This is a genomic window from Chryseobacterium sp. DZ-32 (genome assembly GCF_059587025.1).
Genome location: NZ_JCAIOM010000003.1, coordinates 268892 through 295440 on the forward strand (window position 1 = coordinate 268892; position 26549 = coordinate 295440).

Below are 26549 nucleotides of genomic sequence, written 5' to 3' on the forward strand. Positions count from 1 at the left end.
AACAATGAAACAACCGTGGATACATAATGCAAAAACAGACTGGTGGTTTATTTTATCGCCGCCTTTTCTGGTATTGATGATTATCTTTCTATTTCAGAAACAAATTCAGGGGCTGGAAAATCATTATTCCTTTTACACATGGCTTTTCCTGATCGTTTTTGTGGATGTGGCTCATGTATATTCTACGCTGTTCAAAACGTATTTCGTAAAGGGAGAAATACAGAAAAATAAACTGCTGTATCTGGGAATTCCTGTTTTGAGCTGGATCTTGGGAATGCTCCTGTTCCAGTTGGGTAGCCTGACATTCTGGTCAGTACTGGCATTGATTGCCGTTTTTCATTTTATACGGCAGCAATACGGATTTATGAGAATCTATGCGCGCTTTGAACCGGATAACTGGAGCAAAAAAATAGATGAGGTGGCTGTGTATTCCGCAACGATTTATCCGATGCTGTACTGGTTTAAAACGCCCCGTGCCTTCACCTGGTTTGTCAACAATGAGTTTGACTGGCTTCAAAATCTTCCGGATTATATTCCTTTAATTACCATTATCTATTTTGCCATTCTGATTATTTGGATTATTAAAACTGTTGTTGAAGCTTTTAAAACAAAAAAAATTAACATTCCGAAAACAGCACTGATCACCGGGACTTTTCTTTCCTGGTATTTCGGGATTGTTTACTTCAATAATGATCTTCTGTTTACTTTTCTGAATGTGGTTTCTCACGGTATTCCCTATATCGCATTGATCTATATCCGGGAAATAAAGCAAAAAGAAAATCATCAGCTGAACCGGATGCAGATTTTTAAATCCTTTTCAGGAATATTCCTATTTGTCGGAGTCATTTTATTGTTTGCCTTTCTCGAAGAATTTTTGTGGGAAACGCTTGTCTGGAATGAGCACTTTTCCCTGAATGTGGTGATCTCAGAAAATCTCTTTCAGTTTCTGGTTCCTTTATTGGTTGTTCCGCAGCTCACTCATTATCTTCTGGACGGCTTTATTTGGAGAAAACCCAAAAAAGTTAGTTAACTTTGTCCGGAACGTTTAAAATCTGAAAATGAGACAATATTTTTTATCATTAACAATTTTTATGGGAATTATTGTTGGAGCCCAGCAGAAAACATTCTGCAATCCTATCAATATCGACTACGGATATACCCCTTTTGAAGCCTTTTCCAAGCAGGGAAAGCACCGCGCTACAGCAGATCCGGTAATTGTCAATTTTAAAAATAAACTTTTCCTTTTTTCTACCAACCAGGAAGGATACTGGTACAGTGATGATATGCTGGACTGGAAGTTTGTAAAAAGAAAATTCCTCAGAGATAACAAATACATCCATGATCTTAATGCTCCGGCAGTCTGGGCAATGAAAGATACTTTATACGTGTATGGCTCTACCTGGGAACAGGATTTCCCGGTCTGGAAAAGTACTAATCCCACCAAAGACGACTGGAAAATTGCAGTGGATACTTTAAAAGTAGGAGCTTGGGATCCGGCGTTCCATTATGATGAAGATAAGAATAAATTATATCTTTACTGGGGTTCAAGCAATGAATGGCCATTGCTGGGAACAGAAGTGAAAGTAAAAAACCTTCAGTCAGAAGGTTTCGTAAAACCTATTATTAAGCTAAAACCTGAAGACCACGGATGGGAAAGGTTTGGGGAATACAATGATAATGTTTTTCTGCAGCCTTTTGTAGAAGGAGCGTGGATGACGAAGCATAACGGGAAATATTATATGCAGTATGGTGCTCCGGCAACAGAATTCAGTGGATACTCGGATGGAGTATATGTGAGCAAAAGTCCTTTGGAAGGCTTCGAATATCAACAGCATAATCCGTTCTCTTATAAACCGGGAGGTTTTGCAAGAGGTGCAGGGCACGGAGCGACATTTGAAGACAATTACAAAAACTGGTGGCATGTTTCGACCATCTTTATTTCAACTAAAAATAATTTTGAAAGAAGACTGGGGATCTGGCCTGCAGGCTTTGATAAAGATGATGTAATGTATTGTAACACGGCTTATGGCGATTATCCGACTTATCTTCCGCAATATGCACAGGGAAAAGATTTTACTAAAGGTCTTTTTGCCGGATGGATGCTTCTGAACTATAATAAACCTGTACAGGTTTCATCTACTTTAGGTGGATATCAGCCTAACTATGCGGTAGATGAAGATATCAAAACCTACTGGAGTGCTAAGACAGGAAATTCCGGGGAATGGTTCGAGACGGATCTGGGTGAAGTTTCGACAATTAATGCCATTCAGATCAATTATGCGGATCAGGATGCAGAATTTATGGGAAAAACATTGGGGAAAATGCATCAATATAAAATCTATGGTTCCAATGACGGGAAAAAATGGAATGTGATTGTGGATAAAAGCAAAAACACAAAAGACGTACCTCACGACTATGTAGAACTTGAAGAGCCTGCAAAAGCCCGTTTCCTTAAAATGGAAAACCTTAAAATGCCAACAGGAAAATTTGCATTAAGCGGTTTCAGAGTATTCGGAAAAGGAGCAGGAAAACAGCCTGCTAAAGTGGAAGGGTTTGTTTCTCTGAGAGCTGATCCAAAGAAATATGGTGAAAGAAGAAGTATCTGGATGAAGTGGCAGCAGAACCCTGATGCAGACGGCTATGTAATCTATTTTGGAAAGACTCCGGATAAATTATACGGAAGCATCATGATATACGGAAAGAATGAATATTTCTTTACCGGAGCAGACAGAACGGACGCTTACTATTTCCAGATTGAAGCTTTCAATGCCAATGGAGTTTCTGAAAGAACAGCTGTTGCAAAATCTGAATAAATTTCAATTTTAAAATAAAAAATAACACGTTTTGAGGATTCAGGACGTGTTATTTTTTGTTAGAAATAAATAAAAAATCCGCTGAAAAGAATCAGCGGATACCGTAAGAATAATTAAATATGAAGAAAGATAATTCTCTATCTTGTTCTGCTTTTGATGGCATCTGATGCCCCTTCGATGTCTCTTACCTTTTTCACTTTCTGGTTTCCGAAATTGTAGGTAAGGCTTACGATTAAACTTCTGTTGTAACGGTTTTGGTGGATATAATTATAATTTCCGTTCTCCTGAAAGTCTTCAATTTTCACGATGTTGGTATTCAGTACATCATTTACATTCACTGCAAAAGTCCAGTCGTTCCACATTTTTTTAAGACTGAGATCCAGACTCATTAAGTTTTTCAGTGAACCAAGCTCAATCTGCTGTTTGTCAACAAAGAAATAATTAAGTCCGAAGAACCATGTTTTCTTTTTATCAAGACGGATGGTATTATTGGTCTGGATCAGAAGACTGGTAGAATTGGTTTTATTGGTGTAGGTAATAAAGTTTCCATTAGGCCCTTTTTGATCTTTGAAGCGATCCCCGGTTGTAGGATCAGTATCAAGACTTCCATTGTTGATATTATGCTGCACTCCAATATTGAAATTGGTTGTCCAGTACTGTTTGAAAAACGACTTCTGAATACCTACCATGGCCGACATTTCCTGCTTATTTCCAAAGTTGGTTCTGATGTATCTCAATGCAGGATTATCACCAATTTTACCATCCGGTGATACCGGGTATCCCTGAAGCGGAACCTGTGTAATGACGTCCTGAATGTAAGAATGGTTTAAAATCAGGAAATACGAATTTCTGTACATATAGGTAAGTTCCTGATTGTAGTTGGAAGAGGCCTTTACAAACGGATCATTCTGAGTATAGTTATCATCGGTCAGAATATTTTTGACCGGATTAAGTTCCCAGAAACTTGGCCTTCTCATTCTGCTTGAAAAGGAATAGGAAATATTGTTTTTGTCATTAATCGCATAATTCAGACTTAGATAAGGAAGAAGGTTTTTGTAATTTCTTTCAATTCTTCTAAGGGCTTCTGTGGGAGCATTGTCAGACGTTCCAAGACTGTTGGTGATCTCGTATCTGGCACCTACTTTTCCTGAAAGTTTGTCGGAAATTTTTTTCTCAACGGTAAGATACATTCCGTAGATGTTTTCATCATAAATAAAATGGTTGGGTCTTGAATCCGGAGCTGTTACTGGATTAAATGAATAAGTGATGTTTTTAGAATCGTTATCTGTTTTAGTCTTGTTATAATTTCCACCGACGGAAACGGTAAGATCATTTTTAAACTTTTGATTATAATCCACCATTCCGGAGAAATTATTAATGATCTGCGGAAGGTCCTGAATAACTTGTTTTGTTCTTGCTCCTACATTTCGGTTGATATCTGAGGTAAAGGTTTGGTTATCCGTAAACTGGAACCTTCTGTAGTTGAGGTATGCTGCATTTACATTCAGTTTGCTACCCAGAGAATCCGTTTTTAATTCATAGTTTAAATTCACAGAATTGTTATAAGATCGTGTATTCTCTCTGTTTTTAGACCATGTATATTCCGTATTCGTTTTTTTTATGGTATTGAATAAATCTACCGTTGAATTATAACTTTTATTGGCCCATGTATTCCATGATAAGGCAAGGCTGCTTTTGTCGTTCAGCTGGTAATCAATATTCAGATAACCTCCTATGTTTTTATTCGGATCGTCAATATCTCCGGTAGATTCGTTGGAAGTTGTTGAGGTCCCGTTTCTCAGGGTATAGGTTTGTGCTTCGATATTTTCACCGCCGCTAAGACTGGCACTTACTCCCAGTTTATCTTTTCTGTAATTGGCTGAGAAACTTGCCTGGCTTCCGTTATACTTATTGGTTGTGTTAGACATTCTCATGTTTCCGTTGAGACCGTCACTCATTTTTTTCTTTAAAATGATATTGATGATTCCATCAGAAGATTCTACCTGATACTCGCTGCCGGGAACAGTAATCACTTCAATTTTCTGGATATTTTCAGCCGGAGTATTTTTCAGAAACTGAGCCAGTGACTCAGAATCCATATTGCTTTTTCTTCCGTTGATATAGATCAGAGCATTGTTTTTTCCTGCTATTTTTAATGTTTTATCATCTGTAGAAGATAATAAAGGAGTTTGTTTTAAAAGGTCAAAAGTGGTGTTTCCTTTGGCAACAGGTGATGCTGCCACATCGTATACAAAACGGTCACTTTGCTTTTTGAAAACCTGCTTTGTGATGGTAACACCTTCTATGTTTTTTGTTTTTGCCGTATCAGATTTCTTCTCTTGTGCAAATGCACAGGTACCGAATATAATAGCCATTGACAAAATTATACGTTTCATGTTGTTTTTATTTAAGAGTGGATTTAGTGAAATAAGTTTTTATAGATTAGGTTCTTGATTTTACAGCATCGTTAGCCGATTTCATTTCCCTTGCCTTTTTCAGTTTCTGATTTCCGAAATTATAAGTAACCCCGATGCTCATCAACCTTGGATAATTGAAGTTGGTGATATTGTTAAATTTCCCATCGGGCTGTACGCCTCTAATGCTGTAGAAACTTTGATTGAATAAGTCACTCACTTCCGCTACAATAGTCCAGTCTCCTGCAATTTTTTTCAAACTGAAATCGAAACTTTGTCTTGATCGGATCATACCTCCTTCCATGGCAGTCTGGCTGGCAAAGAAGTAATTCACTCCCAGGAACCAGTCTTTTTTAGAAGACAGTCTGATCACATTATTGATGGTTGCAGACATATTGTAGTTTTTAACATCAATGATGTAAGGATCCACTACTTCAGTTTCTCCCGGAACCGGCATGGAAGTAGGATCTTCATATACTCCGCCTTTGTAGGTAACATATCCCAGATTGACAGAATAATTGGTTGTCCAGATGTCTTTGAACCAGGACTTGTTCATTCCTAGAGTAAGAGCAATTTCCCTGTTTTTACCATAATTGGTTCTGATATATCTTAAGAATCTGGTAGTTTCCATAATTGGATTTCCTTTGATATCCTTGATGATTTTCCCGTCAGCATCTTTTTTAGGAGCTGTTACCGTTCCCTGCAATGGAATCAGGTCTGAAGCTGCTGCATCTTCCACCATATTAAAACTAAGATTGGCATAGAATGCATTTTTGTACATATAATTTAACTCCTGATTATAATATTTGGAAGCCAGTATAAATGGATTGTTCTGTGTATAATTGGTAGGAGTAAAATAAGTTCTTGAAGGATTCAGTTCCCAGAATCTCGGTCTTCTGATTCTGCTGGAGAAAGTATAGCTCAGATTATGATTGGTATTGATGGCGTAGTTTAAATTCAGATAAGGCAGAAGGTTGTTGTAATTTCTTTCAAAACCTGTTTTATCTACAATATCCCCGGTACTTCTGGTCATTTCGTAGCGGGCACCAATCTTTCCGGATATTTTCTCAGTCAGTTTTCTTTCATAGTTCAGGTAAATTCCAAGAATATTTTCTTTATAAATGAAGTGATTGGTTTGGTTGGGATCTATGATAAATTCCCCCTTTATTAGTTTATCCTGTTTGGTATCGTTATCTGTATTGGTGTGATTGTAGCTGATCCCCATTAACCATGTTGCGCCTTTTGCTGTCTTTTTCAGATAATCAATATTGGCTGCATAGTTGTTGATAATTTGGGGTACCGCCTGATGCAATGCAGAATATTTGTTAATCGTATCATTCGTTAGAGGAAAACTCTCATTGAAGCTTACTTTATCTCTGTTGAACCACAGGTAAGAAACGTTTGATGTAAGTTTACTTCCCAGAGAATCTGTTTTCATCTCATAATTTAAATTGAAAGAATGATTTCTGGTCTGTGCATCCTCGTTATTCACTGTTCTGTTGTTTAAGACTCCGTTTTGCCAGTTGGTAATATCCAGTACAGAATTGAAACTTTTATTGTATCTCATGTTGTAGGAAAATCCAAGACTGTGTTTTTTATTAATTTCATAATCAACATTAAAACCGCCTCCAAAATTTTTGTTAGGATCATCATTAAACCCAAAAGACTCATTTCTGAAAGTAGGATCACCGTTGGACAGCGTATATCTTTGTCTGTCTGTCCAGCTTCCCGTTCTGAAATTGGAATTACCAGACCATTTACCTTGTCTGAAATTAAAAGAAGCTCCTGCATTAGGGTTATTGTAATAAGCCTGCTCGTTCTGCATTTTCAGCGTTCCGTTGTAGCCGTTGTTTTTGCTTTTTTTCATCACAATATTGATCACCCCTTCTTTAGATTCAACCTGGAATTCACTTCCTGGAACTGTAATCACTTCTATTTTCTGGATATCCTCAGAGGGAGTAGACTTCAGCATTTCAATCAACGCCTCAGAATCCATATTGGTTTTTTTATTGTTGATATAAATGATTGCATCATTTTTTCCCAAAATCTTCAGCGTCTTTCCGTCAATGCTGGAAATCATCGGTGTTTGTTTCAAAAGAGTAAAGGTGTTTGTCCCTTTAGCAATAGATGAAGAAGCTACATCGTATACCAAACGGTCACCCTGCTTTTTGAAAACCTGCTTCTTGAGAGTCACTGCATCAATAGCATTGACTTTCAAACTATCTTTTTTCTGCTGGGCAGTGATAAGTCCACCGAAAAATAGTGCTGCAATAAGAATTTGAGTCTTCATGATTATTCTTTTTTAATTAATAGCTTGTATGGTTTGTTATTTAACATTACAAAGATATATAATAAATTTAGTATTATGCAATACAAAGTACTTAAAAATATTTTTGAATCATCGCAATTGATTGATTGTCAGTTGATAAAAATTTAGTTTAAAATATTGATTGCTTAACCTTTCTGTATAATAAGACAAATAAATGATGCTAAATGTTACATCAATGAAAGAAATTATGAAAGAATTTTTTTTAAATTGGATAATTAATATTGGAATTTATCCTCGTAGTTCAACAATTATGTCACAAAGGTTATATCCGTAAAAATAAAAAAGGACCGAAAAGGTCCTTCATTATATTGTTTATTCTCTGTCGAATCGGGCCAGCTTTTTATCTACCCAAACCGTTGCAAAGGGGAAGAATGCCGATAATAAGGCAAAAACAAAATCTTCATCATCCCAATTATAAATTTTTCTGGCAGGAAGGCAGAGTAGAAGGTAAAGAGTAAAAAATAATCCGTGTAAACTACCAATAACACTGATGAAGATGATAGAATATAAATTTTCATCATACCGGATCCAGATCATCGCAACACCATACAATAAAAGACATGAAATGGCCTCTGCAAGACAAATCTGCTTAAACCATCTGATGATTTTTTCCTGAGAATATTTTGAGAATATTTTTTCGATGAAGTTCATTTCTTAAGATTGTGGTGAGGGTTAAAAGGTAAGAGTCTTTCTCCAGGCTTGGTTTTAGCCTCTCATTTCTGATTTACAAAATTACTTATAAAAACTACTACCATCCAAATATTCAAAAACTTCTGGTGGCAGCATAGGTCTTACATTTTTACCATCCTTTATCATATTACGGATTTCCGTAGCTGAAAGCTCTATTATGGGTGCTTTTACCAGAGAGATATTTTCATGCTGTAAATATTCAGGATCTTTTTTCTCGCCTTCAAATACTCTTGGGTAAACAATAATATGATGATTTTTGATCAGGATATCAGCATTTTTCCATTTGTGAAGGCTCTTTAGATTATCCTCTCCCATGATCAGACTGAAAGAATAATCAGGGTATTTCTCATGCAGATACGTTAAGGTATCAATAGTATAACTTGGTTTCGGAAGAGAAAACTCCACATTGGAAGCTCTCATATTGGGGTAATTCTTTACTGCCAGTTGTACCATATCAAGTCTGTTATGGTCATTCAGTAAAGACTTTTTGTCCTTAAATGGGTTTTGCGGGCTTACCACAAACCAAAGCTCATCCATATCAGAATTTTCCAGAATATAATTGGCCAGAATAAGATGCCCGATATGAATAGGATTAAATGATCCGAAAAATAAACCGATTTTTTTCATTGTTATAAGGAACTAGGTAGCAGGAATTAGGTTTTAGGGGTGTGAAGCTTTGTAATTATTGCATTCAGCATTTTTGATATTTCAGATGTTTTTTTAATTAAAATTTGAAACTCTTCAGGATTCAAATAATGTAAGTTTTTTGAAATAATCAATTGGGTTTCCAGCTCAGCACAGCTACCTCTTGCAATTTTCAAAAACTGAAGATAATCGCTGGTAGATCTTCTGGAATGTCCTTCAGCAATATTGGACGGAACTGAAATTGACGCTCTTCGAATCTGGCTAGTAAGTCCATACAGTTCTTCTTTTGGAAAAATAGTGGTCACGGAATAGATTTCAGTAACGAGATCTACAGATTTGTTCCAGACAATTAATTCCTTATAATTTCCCATATGATTCTCCTATTCCCTTATTGCTAAATCCTAACCCCTGAATTTTACATCCTTGATATTAAGATAATGAGTGACATTGCCTTTCCAGTGATTCTCTTCCAGGGTAAAAGCAAGATCAAAATTTTTATTTTTAAAATCTTCAGCAAACTGTCCGAGTTTGAATCCGACACATTCAATATTTCGTCCCGTAGATTCCTGCTTGATATAAAACTTCAGGTGATTATTATCTTTTCCCATGGTTTTTACATATCCGGAAAGCTTCTGATTGGTTAATGTAAAAATAGGCTTCATATTATGAGGCCCGAATGGCGCCAGTTTTCTGTGGAAATTGATAAACTCTCTGTTGATTTCGTCAATTCTTATTTCCGTATCAATCGTAATAGAAGGTTCCTTTTGGTGCTCCTGGATTTTTTCAGAAACAATTCTTTCAAATTTTTCCTTGAAGGCATCAAACTTATCTTTTTCCATCGAAAGTCCGGCAGCAGCATGATGGCCTCCGAATTTAAGGAAATATTCAGAGCACATATCAAGAGCTTCATGTACATCGAAATCAGAAACAGACCTTGCAGAAGCTACCATTTCTCCGTTATTACCATCGGTAAAAACTAGTGTGGGTTTATAATAGGTTTCAATAAGCCTTGAGGCTACAATACCGATAACGCCTTTATTCCATTCAGGATGATAAACGATAGTCGTATGTTTGGTTTCCTGCTGGGATTCTATAATCTGATTGAGGGCCGAAAGGGTGGAATTCATATCCAGTTCACGCCTTTCATCGTTGAGGTTCATAATATCATTCACAATCTGATTGGCATGTTTCAGATTGTCGGAAACCATAAGCTCTACAGCTGCTTTACCATGAGAAATTCTTCCGGCAGCATTAATTTTGGGAGCTATTTCAAAAACGATATTGGAAATTTCAAAATGAGAAAGTTTATCTTCCGGAATCAATAATCGTAACCCAAGATTTCTGGTCTTCCTTAAGGTTTTTAATCCCATTTTAGCCAACACTCTGTTTTCACCTGTCATCGAAACAATATCTGCTGCAATGGAGATCGCCAGAAGATCGGTCAGTTCAAATAATTCTGCTTCCGGTAATTTATAAATGGTATTCAGTCCCTGGCAAAGCTTAAAGCCAACCCCGCATCCTGAAAGTTCCTTGAAAGGATAGCGGCAGTCGCTTCTTTTAGGATCAAGAACAGCTGCAGCGTTTGGAATCTCTTCACCCGGAAGGTGATGATCGCAGATAATAAAATCTATACCCAGATTGCTGGCATAGTTGATCATATCAAGTGCCTTGATTCCACAGTCTAGAGCAATGATTAATGAGAAACCATTTTCTTTGGCGAAATCAATTCCTTCCGTGGAAATTCCATATCCTTCAGAATTTCTGTCCGGGATATAATAATCTAAATATTTTTTCTCAACAATTTTGCTGAGATACAGGTACATTAAAGCAACCGCTGTGGTTCCGTCCACATCATAGTCACCATATACCAATATTTTTTCACCGTTTTCAATGGCGGTAGCAATACGCTCTACAGCTTTTTGCATATCTGCCATTAAAAAAGGGTTGTGGATATCGTTAAGGTTCGGTTTGAAGAATTCTCTGGCCTTTTGATAATTGTCAATTCCCCTAAGAACGAGGATTTTAGATTCAAAAGTACCAAAACCAAGTGACGAACTTAGTCTGTCCACAACTTCCTCATCGGGTTCAGGCTTGTAAATCCATTTTTGACTCATTTCACAAAAATAAGGAAAAAAAATAGCATTCAGGGAAGAACTGAAACGAAGTTTTGACTTAATAATTGTTAAAAAAAGGCTATCTTCGTGCTCCAAAATTTTAAATGACTATGAAAAAAATTACTCTATGCTTTCTGTTACTGGGAACAGCATGTTCGATCAACGCACAGAAAATTAATCTTGGCAAAGCAGCCGGAATGGTTTCAAATGGTGCAAAAGCCTTAACATTTACCAACGAAGATGCTATTAAATTATCCAAAGAATCAGTAGAGTGGATGGATAAAAATAATCCTGTAGCAGGACCGAAAGATCCTTACACTGTGAGACTGAACAGGCTGTTTGGAAAACACAAATCTCAGGATGGTCTGAACCTTAATTATAAAGTTTATAAAGTAAAAGATATCAACGCGTTTGCCTGTGCAGACGGAAGTGTACGTGTATTCTCTTCCTTAATGGATATTATGACTGATAATGAACTGCTTGCCGTAATCGGACATGAGATCGGGCACGTAAAGAATCAGGATACCAAAGATGCTATGAAATCGGCTTATCTGAAGGCGGCTGCATTAGATGCTGCTTCCTCAGCTTCGTCAGATGTAGCTTCACTAAATGAAAGTCAGATAGGGAAGATGGCGAATGCATTTTTAGATGCTTCGCACAGCAAAAAGCAGGAATCTGAAGCAGATACTTATTCATATGATTTCATGAAGGCCAATAAGTATGATGTGGTAGGAGCATATACAGCTTTTAAAAAGTTAGCCTTACTTTCACAGGGAAGTACACAGACTAATTTTGAAAAGATGTTCAATTCTCACCCCGATAGCAACAAGAGAGCTGAATCTATCAAAAAGAAAGCAGAGAAAGAAGGCTTATGGAAAGATCCGGGAACGGTTACTTTACCTGCTGCAAAATTGACGAAATAAATATTATTTATTGTTTAAACGAAAACACCTCAAAGCACTGCTTTGAGGTGTTTTTATATAGATTTTAATGTTGTTCAGATTAAGAATACATTTTCTCTCTTAATTCTTTTACTTTTTTATCCGCAAGATACTCGTCGTAAGTCATTTCTCTGTCGATAATTCCGGAAGGAGTCAATTCGATGATTCTGTTACAGACTGTTGAAAGCATTTCGTGGTCATGAGATGCCAGTAAAAGATTTCCTTTGAAGTTGGATAAAGAGTTGTTCAAGGTTGTGATACTCTCCAGGTCTAAGTGGTTGGTAGGTTCGTCCAATAAAAGAACGTTCGCTTTTTGAAGCATCATTCTACTGAACATACATCTCATTTTTTCACCCCCTGAAAGTACTTTACAGGATTTCAAAGCTTCATCTCCTGAGAACAGCATTCTTCCTAAGAATCCTCTTACGAATTCTTCATGACGCTCTTCGTCATTTTTTGTAAACTGTCTCAACCAGTCAACTAAACTAAGGTCTTCCTGGAAGAAGTTGGTGTTGTCCAAAGGCATGTGAGACTGGTTGGTTGTTACTCCCCATGCAACAGTTCCTTTGTCTGCTTCTACATTTCCAGCAAGAATTTCGAAGAATTCTGTGATAGCTAAAGAGTTTTTAGAAAGTACTGCTACTTTATCTCCTTTCTTAAGGTTTAGATCAACATTAGAGAATAATAATTCCCCGTCTTTTGTTTTCTCAAGACCTTTTACATCAAGGATCTGATCTCCTGCTTCTCTTTCCATTTCGAAAATAATAGCAGGATATCTTCTTGAAGAAGGTTTAATATCGTCAATATTTAATTTGTCGATCATTTTCTTTCTTGCAGTAGCCTGTTTTGCTTTGGCAACGTTGGAACTGAATCGTGCAATAAAGTCCTGAAGTTCTTTTTTCTTCTCTTCAGCTTTCTTGTTGGCCTGAGCTCTTTGTCTTGTTGCCAATTGAGAAGCCTGGTACCAGAAAGAGTAGTTACCTGTATAAAGGTTAAGTTTAGAATAATCAAGGTCACCGATGTGTGTACAAACCGTATCAAGGAAGTGACGGTCGTGAGATACAACGATTACCGTGTTTTCATAATCAGCAAGGAAGTCTTCAAGCCATGAGATGGTATCGATATCAAGGTCGTTGGTAGGCTCATCCAGAATCAATACGTCAGGATTTCCGAAAAGTGCCTGAGCCAAAAGAACTTTTACCTTGTCTTTGTTCTCAAGTTCACTCATCAGCTGCCAGTGCATATCATCCGTAATTCCTACGTTAGAAAGCATAGTCTGAGCATCAGATTCTGCAGTCCAGCCACCCATTTCGTCATAAATTACACCTAGTTCACCGGCTTTAATACCGTCTTCGTCAGAGAAATCTTCTTTTGCGTATAACGCATCCATTTCCTCTTTTATTTCAAATAATTTCTTATTACCTCTTAAAACAGCTTCAAGAACTGTAAACTGATCATAAGCAAAGTGATCCTGTTCCAAAACTGACATTCTTTTCCCTGGTTCCAGAGATACATGCCCTGTTGTAGGATCCTGCTTTCCTGTTAGTATTTTCAGGAATGTAGACTTTCCCGCACCGTTTGCTCCGATGATTCCGTAGCAGTTTCCTTTGGTAAACATAATATTTACCTCGTCAAAAAGAATTCTTTTCCCGAATTGTAAAGATAAGTTAGATACTGTTAACATATAGTTTTGTAAATTTGGCGCAAAAATACGAAAAGAATTTGGGTATTTTGTAATAATATAATAGTCAAGTTTTTAAATGTACGGTATTTTTTATATATTTCATTAACGAAATTTTAAAATGATGAAGATTGAGAAAACAGTTAACATATTAAACAAAAGAGCCCGTTTTGAATATGAAATTCTTGAAGAATATGAAGCCGGAATGGTTTTAACGGGTACCGAAATAAAATCTTTACGTTCATCCAAAGCATCTATCACAGAATCGTTCTGTCAGTTTATTGATGGGGAATTGTACATCATCAACATGATGATTGATGAGTACAAATTGGGAACTTTTTACAATCACAAAACAAAAAGGGAACGGAAATTGCTCTTGCACAAAAAAGAATTACAAAAACTTGAAAAAAAGTTAAAGGATGCCGGGAACACCATAATACCTTTAAAATTATATATCACTGATAGAGGGAAAGCAAAGGTGCTCATAGCGCTTGGTAGAGGGAAAAAACTTTTCGATAAAAGAGAGGCGATAAAAGATAGAGAAAATAAACGGAACCTCGACAGAATATTAAAGAAAAGTTAAAAATCATTTGAAAAACTTTGTATATAAAGAAAAATTATATTTATTTTGCATTATCAATTATTTAATCATTTAATTCTATGAAAAATCTAAAATTAGGAATTTCAGCATTGGCGCTTACTGTTGCCTCTACTGTTTTCGCACAGACTACCAACAATCCGTGGTTAATCGGAGTTGGTGCTCATGCTGAAAACCACGTAGCAGCAAGAAGTAACTTCAGTAATACGTTCTCTGCTAACAATTTGACAAAAAGTATGTTCAATGTGAACAACTTTTCTATTACACCTCCACTATCTAAGTTAACAGTTGCTAGAAACGTTGGTAAAGGTTTAGTAATTGACTGGCAAACTTCTGTTGGAAATGTTGAAAACAAAAGATTCAACATGGGGAAAGAATTTTTCCTAATGACAGGTCTTGGTTTCCAGGCTCACGCTGCAGGTCTTTTATGGAACGAAGAATCTTGGTTTGATCCATATTTAAGAGTTGGTGCTAACTACTTAAGACATGACTATACAGCTCTTACTTTCCCTAGAACATCTGTTGATGATAACGGTAACCCAATCGAAACTGTAACTAACGGTAAGGATGGTAACGAAAACGGTAAAGCTAACCACTTTACTGTAGCTACAGGTGCTGGTGCTAACTTCTGGGTAACTAAGAACTTCGGTCTTGGTGTTCAGGGAGATTATGTATCAACTCCAGGTGACAAATCTACTGTTGCTAACTTCTGGCAAGCTTCTGCTTCCATCTTATTCAGATTCGGAAACAGAGACAGAGATAAGGATGGTATCCTAGATAAAGATGATCTTTGTCCAGATACTCCAGGTTTACCAGAATTCCAAGGATGTCCTGATACTGACGGTGACGGAGTTCCAGATAAAGACGATCAATGTCCAGAAGTGGCTGGTCCAGTTGAAAACAACGGATGCCCTTGGCCAGATACTGACGGTGATGGTGTAATCGACAAAGATGACGCTTGTCCTACAGTAGCAGGTCCTGCTGAAAACAACGGTTGTCCTTGGCCAGATACAGACGGTGACGGTATCTTAGATAAAGATGATGCTTGTCCTACTGTTCCAGGTCTTCCAGAATACAACGGATGTCCTAAACCAAAAGAAGTAACAGCTACTGATGTTGAGAAAAACCTTAAGAGTGTATACTTCGATTTCAACAAAGCTACAATCAAGCCTGAATCTAAAGGAGCTTTAGATACTGCTGCTGAAATCATTAAGAAAGACGGAGGTAGATTCCTATTAGTTGGTGAAACTGACAAAAAAGGAAGCGATGCTTACAACTTGAAATTATCTAAAGAAAGAGCTGCTTCTGTAGTTGCTGCTTTAGATGCAAGAGGTGTAGATATCAACGCATTAAAATCAGTTGGTATTGGTGAGCAAAATGCTAAAGTTGCAGAATCTGCTTCTGATGCTGAAAGACAAGCTGATAGAAAAGTAACTGTTAGATACATTGGTGATGACAGTGAGTGGAACAAATATCAGAAATCTGATGTTGTAGCTCCAGCGAAAAAAGCTACTAAAAAAGCTACTAAAAAAGCTCCAGCTAAGAAAAAAGCTGCTGCTAAAAAGAAAAAATAATTAATTTTTCTAAATAATGAATACCTCCAATTTGATTGGAGGTATTTTTTTTTTGTGGACTTTTGAGTAATTTTGTTGGAAATTTAAAAATTAAAATGGGAAGAGCATTTGAATATAGAAAAGCTTCTAAAATGGCCAGATGGGACAAGATGGCCAAGACATTCTCTAAAATAGGAAAAGATATCGCACTGGCTGTAAAAGCTGGAGGAACAGATCCTGAATCTAATCCTGCCTTGAGAAGATGTATCCAAAACGCAAAAGGGGCTAACATGCCTAAGGATAATGTTGAAAGAGCAATTAAAAAGGCAAGCGGTGCAGATGCAGAAAACTATGAAGAGATCACTTATGAAGGTTACGGACAAGGTGGTGTTGCTTTTTTTGTAGAATGTACTACAAACAATACTACAAGAACGGTAGCCAATGTACGAGCTATCTTCAATAAGTTTGATGGTAACCTTGGTAAGAACGGGGAATTGGCATTTATCTTCGACAGAAAAGGTATTTTCACTATAGATTTGGCTCAGATCAAAATGGATTGGGATGATTTTGAAATGGAAATGATTGACGGAGGAGCAGAAGATGTAGAAAAAGATGAAGAAGAAGTAATGATTACCACTGCTTTTGAAGATTTCGGTTCTTTATCTCACAAATTGGATGCGCTTGGAATTGAAGCAAAAAGTGCAGAACTTCAAAGAATTCCAAATAATACGAAAGAAGTGAACGCAGAACAGTTCAAAGCGAATATGAAAATGCTTGAGCGTTTCGAAGAAGATGATGACGTGCAAAACGTTTACCACAACATGGAAATCACAGAAGAGCTGATGAACTCTCTATAAAAAATAATATAGCATTCATATACAGTTAATTTTCAATTAGTTTCTTTGTGCAAAACTATGAAAAGAAACGTTGAATTAGTTGTTATATCGGATGTTCATTTGGGAACTTATGGATGTAAGGCTAAAGAATTGCTAAGATATCTCAATTCGATCCAGCCTAAAACTTTAGTTTTAAACGGTGATATTATCGATATCTGGCAGTTTAAAAAGTCTTACTTCCCTAAACCTCATTTGAAGGTAATCAGAAAGATACTTTCACTGGCTACCAAAAACACAGATGTCTATTACATTACAGGCAATCATGATGAAATGTTCCGTAAGTTCACAGATTTTGAACTGGGAAAACTTAAAGTCTGTAACAAGATCTGTCTGAATATCGATCAGAAAAAAACCTGGATTTTTCACGGGGATGTTTTCGATGCATCCGTCCAGCATTCCAAATGGATCGCCAAACTTGGCGGAAAAGGTTATGATCTTCTTATTATCATCAATAATGTTGTAAATTGGTTCCTGGAAAAAATGGGTAAAGAGAAATACTCATTTTCCAAAAAGATCAAAAACAATGTGAAAAAAGCGGTAAAATATATCGGGGATTTTGAATTGACAGCTTCAGAGCTGGCCATTGATAACCAATATGATTATGTGGTATGCGGGCATATCCACCAGCCACAGATCCGCGAGGTTGTTAATAAAAAAGGATCCTGTACTTACCTGAATTCCGGTGACTGGATAGAAAATCTTTCTGCTTTGGAATATCATGATAAACAATGGAAGATTTTTTATTATGATGAACATAAACATTTACTGAAAGATGATGAAGCAGAAGAAATCCCGGAGATGGATAATTCTGATCTTTTAAAAATTGTAACTAATTTTTCTTAAATGAAGATTCTGTATGCATTCCAGGGTACCGGAAACGGGCATATTGCCAGGGCACAGGAAATTATTCCTCTTCTCAAAAAGCATGCGTCTGTAGACACCTTGATCAGTGGCCATCAATCGCAATTGAAGGCTGATTTTGACATTAACTTTCAATACAGAGGCATTTCCCTTCTTTATAATAAAACAGGAGGTCTATCTTACCGAAAAACATTTACCGAAAATAAATTCTTTGAAGCCGCTAAAACAATCAGAGAACTAGAGCTGTCACAGTATGATTTAATTATTAATGATTACGAACCTCTGACAGGCTGGGCTTCCAAATTGAAAAAGTTTCCGTTGATAGAACTCAGCCATCAGGCTTCTATGAGTTTTCCTGAAACACCCAAACCAAAGGAAAAAGATTTTCTGGGAGAAATGATTTTGAAATATTACGTTCCCAGCGAAAAAAAAATAGGATTTCATTTTGAAAATTACCATCCACAGATCAAAAAACCTGTCATCAGGAGAAAGATCAGAAACCTTAATCCTTACAAACAGGGATATTATCTTGTTTATCTTCCGAGTTTTGCGGATGAAAATATCATTAAGGTTTTAAGAAAAATCCCTGTGGAGTGGAAAGTTTTTTCAAAATACAGCAAAGTACAGGTGAAAATAAAAAATGTAGAAGTATTTCCCATTGATGAAAGTCAGTACCTGAAATATTTTGAAGGCTGTGACGGAATTTTATGCAATGCAGGTTTTGAAACCCCGGCAGAAGCATTATTTATGGATAAGAAACTATTTGTGATTCCTATCCACAATCAATATGAGCAGGAATGCAATGCATGTGCTCTGGATAAAATGGGAATTCCCAATTCCAAGGTGTTAAATCTTCAGGAAATTATGGAGTGGGTAGCATCAGATCATCATCTCAAAGTAGATTATCCGGATGATATTGAAGATATCCTGGTAAACGAGGTTTTAATTCTTTAAAAAGATATCGGCCACATCACTCATTCTCATCATCACAGACCTTGCATACGAACAGTGCGGGTATACTTTCCAATTGTTTTCTCTGGCAAATTTAATGGCTTCTTCCACAAGGAATTTTCCCATTCCTCTTCCTTCAAATTCCGGGTGTACCAAAACAAAAGAGATAATCAGTTTATGATCTTCAGGGAAAATGGTATAGGTAAGCCTTCCGACTTCTTTTATTTCGTTATTTAAAGTGATAACTCCGCCGTTCCCGGATTTATTGTTTTCAAATTTCATGATTCTTGACTTTAGTTTAAAGATACAAAAATTGAACCGAGCTTTGCATAAGCAATAAGTGTTGCTGTCAATCTCGCTCAACACTTTTCAAATTGACCATTCACTTGCGAAGAAAAATTAACCATTGCCTACCTAATTATCTTTCCCCGTATAATAATTATAATCTTTGATAATTACACCGATGAACTGTCTTTCCGTCATTTTAGTGGGATCTATTTCCAGTTTCAGAATACTTTTAATTTTATCGGATAGTTTACTGATGATCTGGCGATCATCTGCTTTCAATGCTTTGGTATAATTGTCTTTGATAATTCTCATATCATTATCACTCAAAGCAATCACCTGAGGGAAAGAGGGAATATAATTTTCATGGATATTCTCCAGTATTGTATGAGAAATATTAATGCTATTTTTTAGGGAGATCACAGCTGTTCCGGAAGCGATATCACCCAAACGCTGATTATTTTTAGAAACAATCATAGAAATAAGTCCTACTACTCCGGCAAATGAAACATCTACAATTCTGAAAATCCACCGGATCATATAATCTGCTAAACTGGCCTGGTAACCGTCAATTTTCACCACTTTTATTTTCATGAGTTTTTTACCGGGAGTCTGGCCTTCCATCAAACTTTCCAATACAAGAGGATAAATATAAACAGGAAAGGTAAGGACAAGATATACCGCACGTATCGACCAGCCATCAAGACCATTCAGAAGATATCCCAAATCAAGAATATTGAAGAACAGATACAGGATAGCAACTACATAAGCAATCCTGATCAGAAGATCAATAATGAAGGCAAGCATCCTTTCTCCTATACCTGCAATAGTAAAACTAATATTTACATTTTGTGAGGTATTTATCGCAATTTGAGACATATTTTTTATTATTTTAGCCTTAATAATTATGAGAGAAGTTTATTTCATTAAACAAAATAAAGAAAAATGGTTGGGAATCGAACAGGTTATTCAAGGGAAAATTAAAAAAAATCCTGATGACCTGTCTTCATTGTATATAAACCTGATCAATGACCTTTCTTTTGCCCAGACTTATTATCCCAAAAGTAATACTACCGTTTATCTGAACCATTTATCTGCCCAGATTTTTCAGAAGATTTATAAAACAAAAAGGGTAGAGGAGAACAGGCTGATTTACTTTTTCAAAACTGAAGTTCCGTTGCTGATGTATCAATACCGGAGATATCTGATGTATGCCTTTCTCTTTTTCATTTTGTTTACATCAATAGGAGTGCTTTCTGCCATTTATGATAAAGGCTTTGTGAATATTATACTAGGGGAAGGGTATGTGAATGAAACGATCGAAAATATTAAAAATAATAATGCCGTAGGCGTTTATCAGAGCGGAAGCACTTGGGGAAGCACCATCGGAATTATCTTTAATAATATTCAGGTTGGAGCAAAATTATATATTTACGGAATTGCCGGGGGAGTGGGAACATTGTTTGCACTGCTTTCCAACAGTGTGATGCTGGGAGCTTTTCAATATTTCTTCTATGATTACGGAGCATTGAAAGACAGTGCAAGAGGAATATGGCTTCACGGGGTTTTTGAAATTTTTGCGATGGTAGTAGAAGCGATGTGTGGATTGATTCTGGGCGCGTCTATTTTATTTCCAAGAACATTTTCAAGATTTAACTCGTTTAAAAAAGGATTTAAAGATTCATTTAAAATATTTTTAAGTACTGTCCCTTTCACTATTTGTGCAGGGATTATAGAAGGATATGTCACCAGACATGCATTGAAGATGCCTTTAATTTTAAACCTTATCATCATTTTTGGCTCACTTGCAATTATTGGATACTACTATTTTGTATATCCGTCTGTTGTTTACAAAAAAACTAATAAACACATCAATGATACAATTTTATAAAAAAAGAGATTTTGGAACTTTTATCAGTGACAGTTTCAATTTTTTCAAATTATACGGAAAGAATTATTTCAAAAACTATATTCTGATCAATGGCTTGCTTTTGATCTTAATGGTTACTGTTGTTATTTTCGGCTATAAGGAGCTGTTTTCACAGATATTCGGATCTAATCTTGGAGGTGAAACCTATTATTTTGAACAGTATTTTTCAGAAAATTCCGGAATGCTGATCACAGTAGGATTACTGACTTTCCTGCTTTTCATGGTCCTGATGATTGTCAATTATCTGTATCCTGTTTTTTATTTAAAAAGAATTGCACAGGGAGCAGAAAAAATAAAGACTGATGAAATTCTCGGTGACTTTAAAAACAATGCCGGAAGAATTGGAAAACTATGTCTGGGAATGATCTTTATCGTTACTCCGGCAATCTTATTTGTAGTAGGTTTTTCTTATATTCTGGTTCTTATCATTATCGGTTTCTTCCTTATCCTGCTTCTTTATCCTACGATATTTAATTTTACTACATTTCTGATGTATGATTATTTTAATTCGGACCGAGGGTTCTGGGAAAGCTTGAGCTATGCTTTGCGTTCTCAGTTTTCTTATCCCAATGGAAGTGAAAAATCACCCTTCTGGAAATATTGGGGAGCTGCATTTGTGATGTTTATTATCATGTACATTATAACGTCTATCTTTACGTTTATTCCGATGATGTTTTTTTACGGATCACTGCTTACCTCTACACCGGACGGAAATTTTGAACAGAATCCTTTTACCGGAACTGCCGGAATCATTTTTTTTGTATTCTATGGAGTTTCTATGTTACTTTCATTTTTTCTTTCCAACCTTATGTATGTGAATGCGGGATTAATGTATTATGACAGCAGAACAGATCTTCACCAGAAAGTTGAATTGGCCGAAATAGACACGATTGGAATCAATGAATAAAACTCTTTTTTTCATACTGCTTTTCTTTTCTCCCGGGCTGGTTCATGCTCAGGATAACCCTCCTGCTTCTGATGATCTGGTAGATTCATTGTACACTACCGGGCATTACAGAAATATGCTGCGTGCAGATTCTGTACTGATGAAATATCCGGTATCGGAGAATGAAGTGTACCCGAAAACGTTTAAAGAGAATATTCCGTCAAGATATAAAGGAAATGAGTTTGATTATTCCGTTTCAAAGCCGAGAGAATCTTTCTTTCAAAAACTGATGCGGAAGATCAATCAGATCATACAGGGGATCTTTGGAGATACAGCACTCACTAAGTCGGCAGAACTTACTACGGTTCTTATCAGACTGTTTGCCATTATTCTTGTAGGATTTCTGCTTTATTTCATCATCAGATATATCATGGGAAAAGATGGGAATTTTATTTTTGGTAAAAAGAATAAAAAGCTGGATCTTAATGTGCAGGAACTTCATGAGAATATCCATGAAATTAATTTTCCTGATAGTATCGCGAAATTTGAACACGCAGGAGATTATCGTTCCGCAGTTCGGTATCAATTCCTGTTTGTTCTTAAAAAACTGAGTGATAAAAAACTGATCACCTGGAATCCGGAAAAAACTAATAAAGATTATACTGCAGAGTTAAAAGCTGCCCACCTGAAGAATGACTTTTCTGATCTGTCCTATATTTTTGATTATGTCTGGTATGGAGAATTCAGTATTGATGAAGAGAGCTACCGGAAATTTAAAAATCAATATCAGGCCTTTAAACCATAACAATAATAACCATGAATAAAACTTTCAAAACATATGCTGTAATTTTCGTCATTGTGATGATTGTTCTGGCATTGCTTGAAGTTAACAAAAAAGAAACAACAGACTGGCGGAAGAATTTTGATATCAACGAAAAATCTCCGTTCGGGTTGTTTGTTTTCAATAAAGAAGCCAACAATCTTTTTAAAAATAAGCTGAAGAAGATTGAGCAGGTTCCTTACGAATATTACAGCCAGCATAAAAAACAGGCTCACAATATTGTCATCATTGAAAATAATCTTGACAGAGAGTCCTGGCATAAAATTCTGACTCAGATATCTGAAGGCTCAGATGCATTTCTGATGGTAACCCGTATGCCTAAAGAAATTTCAGACAGTATCGGATACTATGATTCAGAGATCTCCTTTGAAGAAGAAAATGTTTTGAAGCTTACCGACAAAAAATTTCAGAATGATTTTATTAAGCTGGATAAATTTCCGTCGGGCAGAGGATTCTCATTCATAAAACCGGGAGTGGAAGTACTGGGGAAAACCGTTGAGAAGAAGAATACAGATCAGGCCAATTTTATTAAAGTAAAGTTTGGTAAAGGATATATCTATGCTCATACAGAACCTCTTTTCCTTACGAATTATTATCTTCTAAAACCCGGAAATGTAAAATATGCTCAGGACGTATTTTCATATCTTCAGGATAGGGAAACCCTTTGGTTTGTCTCAAACAAAAGCTATGAATCACGCTTTTTCATGAGATTTATATTGTCAAATCCGGCTTTAAAATATGCATGGTGGGTATTTTTAGGAGGGCTTATTCTTTTTATCTTCTTTAATGCAAAAAGGAAACAGAGGATAGTCCCAGTAACAGAACCATTGAGAAATACTTCCCTGGATTTTGTGAAAAGCATTGGAAATCTGTATCTTCAGGAAGGCGATTTCCATGATATGATGGCCAAGAAAGCTCAATATTTCCTAAACAAGGTAAGAATGGATCTGTTGATAGATACCCAGCATCTAGATGAAGAATTTGCAAAAAAATTACATCTGAAAACTGGTAAACCCGTAGAAATGATTGGCGAAGCAATAGCGCTTATCAAAAAAGCCCAGGATCCTTACGCCAGTGTAATGAAAGAAGACCTTACAAGGATCAATAAGCTCCTTGATGAAATACTTAAATAATATAACAATAGAAATAACCTAACAATGTAGATTTGCTCAATGCTGTCACCATTCAAAGAGATACATTGTTAGAATGATAAATAAAAATTTTATTATGGAAAACCTGGATAACCCCAACATAGAAACCCCAAGCTCTATTAATTTTAATAAGCAGGAAGAGCAGTTTCAGTCGAGAATTGATATGATTGAACTTCGTGCAAGTTTGGAAAAAGTAAAATCTGAGATCGGAAAAGTGATCGTAGGGCAGGAGAAAATGATTGAACATCTTTTGGCAGCTTTGCTTTCAAACGGACATGTTTTGATTGAAGGTGTTCCGGGAGTGGCAAAAACAATCACTGCAAAACTATTAGCCAAAACCATTGACGTAGGTTTCAGCAGAATTCAGTTTACACCGGATCTTATGCCTTCCGATATTTTGGGAACATCCGTTTTCAATGTGAAAAACTCAGAATTTGAATTTAAAAAAGGACCTATCTTCTCCAATTTCATCCTGATTGATGAAATCAACAGATCGCCGGCAAAAACGCAGTCTGCATTATTTGAAGTCATGGAAGAAAGGCAGATCACGATGGACGGTACACGATATACCCTTGAGGAACCTTTCCTGGTGATCGCTACACAAAACCCTATTGAACATGAAGGAACGTACAGGCTTCCGGAAGCGCAGCTGGACCGTTTTTTATTCAAAATCAATGTAGGATATCCTGATCTTGAGCAGGAAATTGCGATCATTAAAAATCAGCACGAAAGCAAAAAAGAAGATAAAACAGAAGGAATCAACCGCGTGATCACAGCTGAACAATTGAAAAACTACCAGCATCTGGTAAAAGAAATTATTGTGGAAAGCCAGCTGATGGAATATATTGCTAAAATTATTATCAATACCAGAGAAAACCAATTCTTATATCTGGGAGCTTCACCACGAGCTTCATTGGCACTTCTTACGGCATCAAAGTCATTTGCCGCTTTAAGAGGTAGAGACTTTGTGACTCCTGAAGATATTAAAGAAGCAAGCTACGCCGTATTAAGACACAGAGTCATCGTATCTCCGGAAAGAGAAATGGAAGGTCTTACCGCAGATGAAATTATCCGTCAGATTTTAGAAGGAATAGAAATACCGAGATAGAACAATAGGTAGTAGATGGTAGGTAGCCGGTAGCAGTTGATTGTGAGTGAATGTTTAAATATTTACAAAATTATTATGTATGGCAAATTTTAAAGAACTTTTAGTCTGGCAGAGATCTATTGATTTTGTTACTGAAATCTACAGAACTACAGAAGCTTTTCCTAAGGATGAGATTTATGGCTTGCCATCACAAATCAGAAGGGCTGCTGTTTCTATACCCTCCAATATTGCAGAGGGAAACTCCAGGAGAAGCAAACCTGATTACGCGCAATTTTTAAAAATATCAAGAGGCAGTTGTGCGGAAGTAGAAACACAATTAATTATTTCAAAAAATCTCAAATTTTTAAATGAAAATGAGCATTTAAAATTAAATGAAAAGATTATAGAAATATCCAAAATGTTGAACGGACTCATTAACTCATTACAATAATACAACTGTAAGACCTATGGTGCGTTCACATAATCCTCAAAACCTGTAACCTGTAACCTATCATCTGCAACCTGCCACCTAACCAATGAAAAACTTATACATCAATACACGTTTCTTTTTTACACTCATCGGAGTGGGGATTCTGTATGTCCTTGCATTTTTCTTTCCGGTGCTGATGTGGGTAGCCCATATCGCACTCCTGATTTGTTTTTTGGCAGCAATGGTAGATTTTCTGTTGCTTTTCAACCAAAAGAATGCATTGCAGGTTCAAAGAATTCTGCCGGAAAAACTGTCTAACGGAGATGAGAATTTTGTAAAAATTGACATCAAGAATAATTACAACTTTACCATAGCCACTAAAATTATTGATGAAATCCCGTTTCAGTTTCAGAAAAGAGATTTTCTGATCAAAAAACAGATCACTTCCGGAGCAAATACATTTTTTCAATACACATTAGAGCCTAAAGAAAGGGGAGAATATCATTTCGGAGGATTGAATGTGTACGCATCATCACCAATAGGACTGATTTCAAAAAGATTTATTTTCCAGAAAGATGCTATGCTTCCTGCCTATCCCTCTTTTATTCATCTCAGAAAATATGAACTGATGGCTATTCAGAGTGAATTTTTATTAGGTGGAATCAAGAAAGTCAGAAAGTTGGGACATACCATGGAATTTGAGCAGATCAAAGAATATGTACCCGGAGATGATATCAGAACGATCAACTGGAAAGCAACTTCGAAAACAAATCGTTTAATGGTTAATCAGTTTCAGGATGAAAAATCACAGCGTATCTTTATGCTGATTGATAAAGGACGAACCATGAAAATGCCTTTCAACGAATTAAGCTTGCTGGATTATTCCATCAATGCAACCATGGCGCTGTCTCATATTATTTTGAGAAAAGGAGACAGAGCCGGAATGATGACCTTTTCCAAAAAAGCTGAAAATAAAATTGCTGCTGATAATAAATCCGGACAGCTGAAAAAAATCTCTGAAGCTCTTTATAATATCAAAACAGATTTCTTCGAAAGTGATTTCAACCGTTTGTATCAGGATGTAAAATATTCCATCAACCAGAGAAGTTTAATTCTGCTTTTTACCAATTTTGAAACGTTAGACGGACTAAACCGGCAGCTGAAATATCTTCGCGGAATTGCAAAAAACCATTTGCTGGTCGTGGTATTCTTTAAAAATTCAGAATTGCAGACGCTGATCAACAAAAATCCTGAAAGTATGCAGGAAATTTATGACGAGATTATTGCAGAAAAATTTGAGTTTGAAAAGAAACTGATCATCCAGGAACTCCGTAAATATGGAATCTATACCGTTTATACCCTTCCGGAAAATTTGAATATCGATGTTATCAATAAATATCTGGAGATAAAAGCGAGAGGAATTTTATAACTTTGTAGAAGCAATAAGCAATAA

At 36.3% G+C, this 26549-nt stretch carries 24 protein-coding genes; 15 read left to right on the forward strand and 9 right to left on the reverse strand.

Going from position 1 to position 26549, the window contains the following annotated elements; all coding sequences use genetic code 11:
* Nucleotides 1-4: 4 nt before the first annotated feature.
* Together AC59HC_RS05055 and AC59HC_RS05060 are read left to right on the forward strand one after the other, a co-directional pair.
* Nucleotides 5-1030, forward strand: coding sequence for a hypothetical protein (locus AC59HC_RS05055; RefSeq protein ID WP_202840825.1), 1026 nt, complete (start codon nucleotides 5-7; stop codon nucleotides 1028-1030).
* A 28-nt stretch (nucleotides 1031-1058) separates the two neighbouring features.
* On the forward strand, nucleotides 1059-2813 hold the full coding sequence (locus AC59HC_RS05060) for a discoidin domain-containing protein (RefSeq protein ID WP_496558101.1): 1755 nt from the start codon (nucleotides 1059-1061) through the stop codon (nucleotides 2811-2813).
* Nucleotides 2814-2950: 137 nt separating this feature from the next.
* Here AC59HC_RS05060 and AC59HC_RS05065 read toward each other — a convergent pair whose 3' ends face one another.
* From AC59HC_RS05065 to recJ, 6 genes are all read right to left on the reverse strand, one after another.
* The gene (locus AC59HC_RS05065; RefSeq protein WP_496558102.1) at nucleotides 2951-5209 is read right to left on the reverse strand and encodes a TonB-dependent receptor domain-containing protein; all 2259 of its coding nucleotides are present in this window, start codon (nucleotides 5207-5209) and stop codon (nucleotides 2951-2953) included.
* Nucleotides 5210-5255: 46 nt separating this feature from the next.
* Nucleotides 5256-7517 (reverse strand): TonB-dependent receptor domain-containing protein, encoded by a 2262-nt coding sequence (locus tag AC59HC_RS05070; RefSeq protein WP_496558103.1) that lies wholly within the window; start codon nucleotides 7515-7517, stop codon nucleotides 5256-5258.
* 351 nt (nucleotides 7518-7868) lie between these two features.
* Nucleotides 7869-8207, reverse strand: a complete 339-nt coding sequence (locus AC59HC_RS05075; protein ID WP_110008576.1) for a DUF3817 domain-containing protein — start codon at nucleotides 8205-8207, stop codon at nucleotides 7869-7871.
* A gap of 81 nt (nucleotides 8208-8288) precedes the next feature.
* Entirely contained in the window at nucleotides 8289-8873 is a 585-nt protein-coding gene (nadD, locus tag AC59HC_RS05080) for a nicotinate (nicotinamide) nucleotide adenylyltransferase (RefSeq protein ID WP_110008577.1), read from the reverse strand.
* 26 nt (nucleotides 8874-8899) lie between these two features.
* Nucleotides 8900-9262 carry a four helix bundle protein gene (locus AC59HC_RS05085; protein WP_202840811.1) on the reverse strand — a complete coding sequence of 121 codons (363 nt, stop codon included), beginning with the start codon at nucleotides 9260-9262 and terminating at the stop codon, nucleotides 8900-8902.
* Between the two features lie 30 nt (nucleotides 9263-9292).
* Nucleotides 9293-11005 (reverse strand): single-stranded-DNA-specific exonuclease RecJ, encoded by a 1713-nt coding sequence (recJ, locus tag AC59HC_RS05090; RefSeq protein ID WP_202840810.1) that lies wholly within the window; start codon nucleotides 11003-11005, stop codon nucleotides 9293-9295.
* 110 nt (nucleotides 11006-11115) lie between these two features.
* On the opposite strand from recJ, the gene AC59HC_RS05095 reads away from it, so the two are divergent.
* Nucleotides 11116-11928, forward strand: coding sequence for a M48 family metallopeptidase (locus AC59HC_RS05095; RefSeq protein WP_202840808.1), 813 nt, complete (start codon nucleotides 11116-11118; stop codon nucleotides 11926-11928).
* A gap of 79 nt (nucleotides 11929-12007) precedes the next feature.
* On the opposite strand, the gene AC59HC_RS05100 is transcribed toward AC59HC_RS05095, so the two are convergent.
* Entirely contained in the window at nucleotides 12008-13630 is a 1623-nt protein-coding gene (locus tag AC59HC_RS05100; RefSeq protein WP_429816864.1) for an ABC-F family ATP-binding cassette domain-containing protein, read from the reverse strand.
* 121 nt (nucleotides 13631-13751) lie between these two features.
* Here AC59HC_RS05100 and smpB point away from each other — a divergent pair, with 121 nt between their 5' ends.
* The 5 genes from smpB to AC59HC_RS05125 all read left to right on the forward strand — a co-directional run bounded on the left by smpB (nucleotide 13752) and on the right by AC59HC_RS05125 (nucleotide 18489).
* Nucleotides 13752-14210, forward strand: a complete 459-nt coding sequence (gene smpB, locus AC59HC_RS05105; protein ID WP_047427948.1) for an SsrA-binding protein SmpB — start codon at nucleotides 13752-13754, stop codon at nucleotides 14208-14210.
* Nucleotides 14211-14287: 77 nt separating this feature from the next.
* Nucleotides 14288-15799 carry an OmpA family protein gene (locus tag AC59HC_RS05110; protein ID WP_110008580.1) on the forward strand — a complete coding sequence of 504 codons (1512 nt, stop codon included), beginning with the start codon at nucleotides 14288-14290 and terminating at the stop codon, nucleotides 15797-15799.
* 95 nt (nucleotides 15800-15894) lie between these two features.
* Nucleotides 15895-16635, forward strand: a complete 741-nt coding sequence (locus AC59HC_RS05115) for a YebC/PmpR family DNA-binding transcriptional regulator (protein ID WP_076596963.1) — start codon at nucleotides 15895-15897, stop codon at nucleotides 16633-16635.
* 57 nt (nucleotides 16636-16692) lie between these two features.
* Complete coding sequence (locus tag AC59HC_RS05120) at nucleotides 16693-17517, forward strand: UDP-2,3-diacylglucosamine diphosphatase (protein ID WP_110008582.1); 825 nt, start codon at nucleotides 16693-16695, stop codon at nucleotides 17515-17517.
* Complete coding sequence (locus tag AC59HC_RS05125; RefSeq protein ID WP_202840806.1) at nucleotides 17518-18489, forward strand: glycosyltransferase family protein; 972 nt, start codon at nucleotides 17518-17520, stop codon at nucleotides 18487-18489. It begins immediately after the preceding gene.
* Here the strand turns inward: AC59HC_RS05125 and AC59HC_RS05130 are convergent.
* Both AC59HC_RS05130 and AC59HC_RS05135 read right to left on the reverse strand, forming a co-directional pair.
* Complete coding sequence (locus AC59HC_RS05130) at nucleotides 18478-18768, reverse strand: GNAT family N-acetyltransferase (RefSeq protein WP_202840804.1); 291 nt, start codon at nucleotides 18766-18768, stop codon at nucleotides 18478-18480. The two genes, AC59HC_RS05125 and AC59HC_RS05130, sit on opposite strands and share 12 nt — an antisense overlap.
* Nucleotides 18769-18900: 132 nt before the next feature.
* Nucleotides 18901-19650, reverse strand: a complete 750-nt coding sequence (locus AC59HC_RS05135; protein WP_429816855.1) for an RDD family protein — start codon at nucleotides 19648-19650, stop codon at nucleotides 18901-18903.
* A gap of 28 nt (nucleotides 19651-19678) precedes the next feature.
* On the opposite strand from AC59HC_RS05135, the gene AC59HC_RS05140 reads away from it, so the two are divergent.
* From AC59HC_RS05140 to AC59HC_RS05170, 7 genes are all read left to right on the forward strand, one after another.
* Entirely contained in the window at nucleotides 19679-20662 is a 984-nt protein-coding gene (locus AC59HC_RS05140; protein ID WP_123278486.1) for a stage II sporulation protein M, read from the forward strand.
* On the forward strand, nucleotides 20646-21608 hold the full coding sequence (locus AC59HC_RS05145; RefSeq protein WP_202840799.1) for a DUF4013 domain-containing protein: 963 nt from the start codon (nucleotides 20646-20648) through the stop codon (nucleotides 21606-21608). The genes AC59HC_RS05140 and AC59HC_RS05145 overlap by 17 nt, the downstream gene beginning before the upstream one ends.
* Entirely contained in the window at nucleotides 21601-22392 is a 792-nt protein-coding gene (locus AC59HC_RS05150; protein WP_429816852.1) for a DUF4129 domain-containing protein, read from the forward strand. Before AC59HC_RS05145 ends, AC59HC_RS05150 begins: the two co-directional genes overlap by 8 nt.
* 11 nt (nucleotides 22393-22403) lie before the next feature.
* Complete coding sequence (locus AC59HC_RS05155) at nucleotides 22404-23561, forward strand: DUF4350 family protein (protein ID WP_411414616.1); 1158 nt, start codon at nucleotides 22404-22406, stop codon at nucleotides 23559-23561.
* Between the two features lie 94 nt (nucleotides 23562-23655).
* On the forward strand, nucleotides 23656-24687 hold the full coding sequence (locus AC59HC_RS05160; protein ID WP_482399012.1) for an AAA family ATPase: 1032 nt from the start codon (nucleotides 23656-23658) through the stop codon (nucleotides 24685-24687).
* Between the two features lie 79 nt (nucleotides 24688-24766).
* Nucleotides 24767-25117 (forward strand): four helix bundle protein, encoded by a 351-nt coding sequence (locus tag AC59HC_RS05165; protein WP_395972373.1) that lies wholly within the window; start codon nucleotides 24767-24769, stop codon nucleotides 25115-25117.
* A gap of 85 nt (nucleotides 25118-25202) precedes the next feature.
* Complete coding sequence (locus tag AC59HC_RS05170) at nucleotides 25203-26525, forward strand: DUF58 domain-containing protein (protein ID WP_202840792.1); 1323 nt, start codon at nucleotides 25203-25205, stop codon at nucleotides 26523-26525.
* The last annotated feature ends 24 nt before the right edge of the window (nucleotides 26526-26549 follow it).